Genomic DNA, 4479 nt, shown 5'->3' with positions numbered 1-4479 from the left:
TGCCGCAGGATCGGCAGTAGCGGGTAATATCCCATTGCGCTTTGTCGCACCGCTATCAATATCTGCGCGGATCTGCACGCTTACGGGGGCAAATTTCTTAAGTCCTGCGCCTTCGTTGCAGGCGATCACGCCCGTTTCGCTGGAGCCGTAAATATCGACGATGCGGGCATTGCTAAGCGCGCGCAACCCATCTCGGATCGCAGGACTTAGCGGCGCACCCGCGCTAAAAATGGTGCTCAAAGGTGCTATGTTTGCAGCATCTGCGTGTTCGCACAGCGCGCCGAGCACCGTGGGCGAGCTGATCAGCACGGCGCCCGCAAGATCGGCTGCGAGGATGATTTCAGGGTAGTTTAGACCGCCTTTTTGCGTGCGCGAGCCGCAAAGCAGCGGCACGAAGATGCTAAAGGTAAGCCCGAACATATTTTGGTGCGAGACGCCCGATAGAAATCGATCGCTTGCGCAAAGGCCGAATCTTTCTATCAAAAATTCCGCCTCCAAAACCATATCGCGCAGGCTTTTTTCGATATTTTTCGCCTCGCCCGTCGAGCCCGAAGTTTTGATATAAAATTTTTGATCGGCGCGCAGCAGATGCAAAGAGACATCCTCTTGCTCGTACGGCGCGTGATTTTGCGGCGCGTTTTTAGATGAAATTTTAGGCGCGGATTTTCCCGTATCGCGAGACGAAATGTTTTCTAAATCATGAGGGCTGAATTCGTCTAAATTTTGCGCTGCGGCGAGATTTGGAATTTTCACGTCGCCGCCGAGATGAAATTCACCGCTAAATTTGGGCTCTCGTAGCAGTACGGGCGCAAAACCCGCAATCAGCGCGCCGAAAAAAAACGCAATGAACTCCGCCGCATCCTCGCCGTAAATTTCGATCATCGGCGCGTTTTTTTGCTCTTGCGTCTGCGCTGTTTGTGTGGCGTGCACGGTATCTGTGCCGCCGCTAGAATTTTCCGCGTCGTTGAAATTTACGCTTCTGTTAGAATTTTCCGCATCTTTTAAATTTACATTTGCCGCGCCGCTTTGGAGTTTATCCGCGCCTTTTAAGTTTGCCGCTTCGCTCTGCTTGCATCCAGTTTTTGCCAAATCGCGCGCAAGAGCTGCCGCGGCAAGGATTTCGCACTCGTAAGGCTTCAAAGAATTAATCAAATTTTTTAACATAAAATTTCCTAAAAATCATCTCGCCGCCGATCAGCGCGCCGATGAGGACGTATGAGATCGCGCCGCAATAAACGCTCCAATAAATTTTATCTCGCGGTAGCAGCAGCGCCGCGCTAAGCAGGCCGTTTAGCACGAAAAATCCGAGCCAAATTTCGGTCAGCTTGCGCGTGTAGGCGCGGCCGTGCTCGTTGAGACCCGGCTGCTTCAAAAGCGCCAGGCGCGTGATCGCGGGCGTCGATCTTAGGCTGAGCGCGAAAAGCGCCGCGAGCGAGAAATTTATTATGAGCGGATACAGATACGCAAGACCGCCAAATATGGCGCACAGCACAAAAAATGCCGCGCACGCGCCCTTAATAGCGCGATCTTTACTTTCAAAAACAGCTCGCGCTCCCCATAGCGCGCTCATCGCCGCGAGCAAGCAGACCCGCGCGCCGCCGTGCAAAAAATAGAGGCCGAAAGGGTAAAACACGCTTAAAATTACGGTAGCTGTTTTTAAAAATATCGTTCGTCGCAATCTTTGTAATCCTTAAATTTAGCCGCAAGGGCTTGGTTTTTACCGCGGCAGCTTTAGCTTCGTCACAGCGTTGGGCTTTGCTGCGGTAGTTTTGGTTTTTGTTACGGCGGTTAGGCTCTTGCCGCGGGCGATTTACCGCACTTCGATACTTTAAATTTAGCTTCGGCGTTCAAATTTTAGGCGCTATGCTTTTAAAATTTAAATTTAGCCTTGCTCGCCGCATTTAAATTCCGGCAGCGCCGCTTTTAAATTTAGCTGCGTCCTAATTTAACTCGCACCGCCGCACTCGCGATCAGATCCGCTAAATCAAATTTAGCCGAAATTTTAAAATTTTGAAATTTTATTAAAACAGCGGCCGCAAAAGAAACAACGCCTTTTAAAATTTCAAAATTTGACCCAGGCTCGCAGATTTAAATTTTAAAATTTTGATCCGCAAAGCGCTTTTTCATGCTAGTTTAAAAGCAGCAAATAAGCGGGCTTTGTGCCGTGCCGCCTAAGCGCTAAGCCCGTAAAGCCGCTTGCTCCGCGCTCTTTCAATTAAAACATTCGCCGCACGCCGTCAAACAAACGCCGCCTATGTTATCCGCTCGCCCGCTGCCCCGTGCCGCCGCAAAGTAAACTACCAAGCCGCCGCACGCGATCCTGCCGCACCGCACGGCGAAATTTAACTCTCGCCGCCCGTAGTTTCCACGCTCGCGCCCTGATCGAGCTTTGCGGCTACGGCATCCACGATGTCGCCAAGAGTTTGGATATTTTTAAAATCATCGGGCATCAGCTTGTAGCCGGTGTTTTTCTTGACGTAATCGACCAGATCGATCGCGTCGATGCTGTCGATCTGCAGATCCTCGTAAATTTTAGCCTCAGGCACGACCTTACTCTCGTCGATCTCGAAAAGCTCCACGAGCGCCTTTTTTAAAATTTCAAAAATTTCATCTTTACTCATTTTTACTCCTATTTTCGGCGATGTATTGCGCCAAAGACGCGACGGATGAGAAAATTTGCTTTAAATTTTGGGTTTTTGAGTTAAGCACGATGCCGTATTTTTTTTGCACCAAAAGCCCGAGCTCCAGCGCATCGACCGAATCGAGCCCCAGCCCGTCGCCAAAAAGCGGCTCATCGTCATTTATGTCGCCGGGCGCTACGTCTTCGAGGTTCAGCCCCGAAATGATCAGCTCCTTAAGCTCCAAAATTTCTTCGTTCACAGATTCTCCTTTTCATATAGATTTGATATTTTTTCGTAGAGTTTGCGCACGCGGATCGGGTTTGGGCGATCCGGCTCGAAGCCCGTTAGATCGAGCGCGCACAGCTCGTAGAGGTCGTATTTCATCCGAACCTCGGGCGTATCGTACCATACTTGTCCTTTTTTTAGGCTTTTAGGATCCATTTTTATCGCGACGCAGTTTATGTTTTTTGCGAAATTTATCGCGATGTAAAACGCCGCTTTGTGCATGGCGATGCGATCCGCGGTGCGCGTGCCCTCGGGGAAGATGATTAGGCTTTCTCCTCGCTCAAGGGCGCTGCGGCACGCATCTATCATCGCTTCCGAGCCGGTGTTTGGGATGTAGCCCGCGGCTGCGATGGCGGCGGAGAGGAAGGGATTTTTACACAGGCTTTCCTTGACTACGCAGTTTGCGCGCCGCACATGAGCCAAAAAGATCACCACGTCAAGCAGGCTGGGGTGGTTTGCGATGATGAGAGTGCCGCTAGGCGGGAGTTTGCAGCGCCAGCTCACGCCGATGCTGCCGTAAAGTCGCGCGAGCAGCAAAAATATGCGCCACGAGATCATTATAAAATCGCGCACGAAATTTCGCACGACCTCTGTGCGGTTTAGCCTCAGCAGCGCTACGGGGAGGAAGAGCAGGTTGCCTATCATACACAGCGCGCCGAAGCTTGAGAAGGATAACGCGATGCCGATCTGTTTAAGCTTGCGCCTTAGCGGATCTGTCTGCTTCATCGCGCGGCGCCTCTTTCGGCGGGGATTTTATGCCTCTCGATGAGGATTTTACAGCTTTCGGCGATGATTTTGTGGTTCTCAGTGGGGATTTGATGGCTCGTCATGCGGGCAGCCTCGATAAAATTTCTACGGCTTGCCGCCTGCCGCATCGCAGTGGAGTTTTTGCGGTTTGTCGCGCGCGATATTTCGGCTTGCGGCGTGTGCCGAAGTAATAGAGCTTTCATGATCTGAGCGGAGGCGATCTCGGCGCCCTGCGTGTGCCGAAGCAATGAAATTTTTGCGGCGTGCGGTAAACCGCGATTTTGTGGAATTCTTGTCGTTTGCCGTATGTATTGCCCCAGCAAAATTTCCGCAGTTTTCTGCATGCTTCGTGCGTATTGCTGCGATGGAGCTTCTATCTTTTGCCGCGCGTATCGTTGCGGTAGAATTTCAGCGACTTGCCACACGCGCCTTTGCGACGGAATTTCTGCAAAGCGCCATATACGCTGTTTTAGCGCTATCGCATGGCGCACTGTCTGATTAAATTTATAGCTCGCGACGCAGTTAAATTTAAAATTTATCGCAACGCTTTGTCGTGCGCATTTTGCCTGATAGGCTACTTGGTTCATCGCGCGGCTAAATTTAAACTCGTAACCCAAGCTTTGTTCTGCTGAAAATATGAAATTTGTAGCCCGCTGCGCGTAGCATTTCGGCTCGCCGCATCTGTCTTTATGGCGGAATTTTACGGTGTACTGCTGCGGTAAAATTTTTATAGCCCGCGACTTGCACCGCTTAGGCAGATTTTTTTCAGTTCGTTGCGTATGCCTCGGCGGCGTATTTTCGCAGTGCGCCTCATTGCAACTCGATT

General features: G+C 51.0%; 6 protein-coding genes. All 6 read right to left on the bottom strand.

Going from position 1 to position 4479, the window contains the following annotated elements; genetic code table 11:
- On the bottom strand, positions 1–1164 hold a 1164-nt coding region (locus Q0236_RS05925; RefSeq protein WP_297916011.1), incomplete at its 3' end, for a class I adenylate-forming enzyme family protein.
- A complete protein-coding gene (locus Q0236_RS05920) occupies positions 1145–1678 on the bottom strand; it encodes a DNA gyrase subunit B (protein WP_297916009.1) in 534 nt (177 codons plus the stop codon). The genes Q0236_RS05925 and Q0236_RS05920, both read right to left, overlap by 20 nt.
- Positions 1679–2342: 664 nt before the next feature.
- A complete protein-coding gene (locus tag Q0236_RS05915) occupies positions 2343–2621 on the bottom strand; it encodes an acyl carrier protein (protein WP_295152246.1) in 279 nt (92 codons plus the stop codon).
- Positions 2614–2880, bottom strand: coding sequence for a phosphopantetheine-binding protein (locus Q0236_RS05910; protein ID WP_177388711.1), 267 nt, complete (start codon positions 2878–2880; stop codon positions 2614–2616). Before Q0236_RS05910 ends, Q0236_RS05915 begins: the two co-directional genes overlap by 8 nt.
- A complete protein-coding gene (locus Q0236_RS05905) occupies positions 2877–3632 on the bottom strand; it encodes a 1-acyl-sn-glycerol-3-phosphate acyltransferase (RefSeq protein WP_297916007.1) in 756 nt (251 codons plus the stop codon). The genes Q0236_RS05910 and Q0236_RS05905 overlap by 4 nt, the downstream gene beginning before the upstream one ends.
- Positions 3629–4479 (bottom strand): hypothetical protein (locus Q0236_RS05900; RefSeq protein WP_297916005.1); only part of this gene is annotated, 851 nt, incomplete at its 5' end. The genes Q0236_RS05905 and Q0236_RS05900, both read right to left, overlap by 4 nt.

The sequence above is a fragment of the uncultured Campylobacter sp. genome, from assembly GCF_938031315.1.
GTDB lineage: Bacteria > Campylobacterota > Campylobacteria > Campylobacterales > Campylobacteraceae > Campylobacter_B.
The sequence above is the reverse complement of the archived record's forward strand: the minus strand, read 5'-3'. Positions and strand labels throughout refer to the sequence as shown.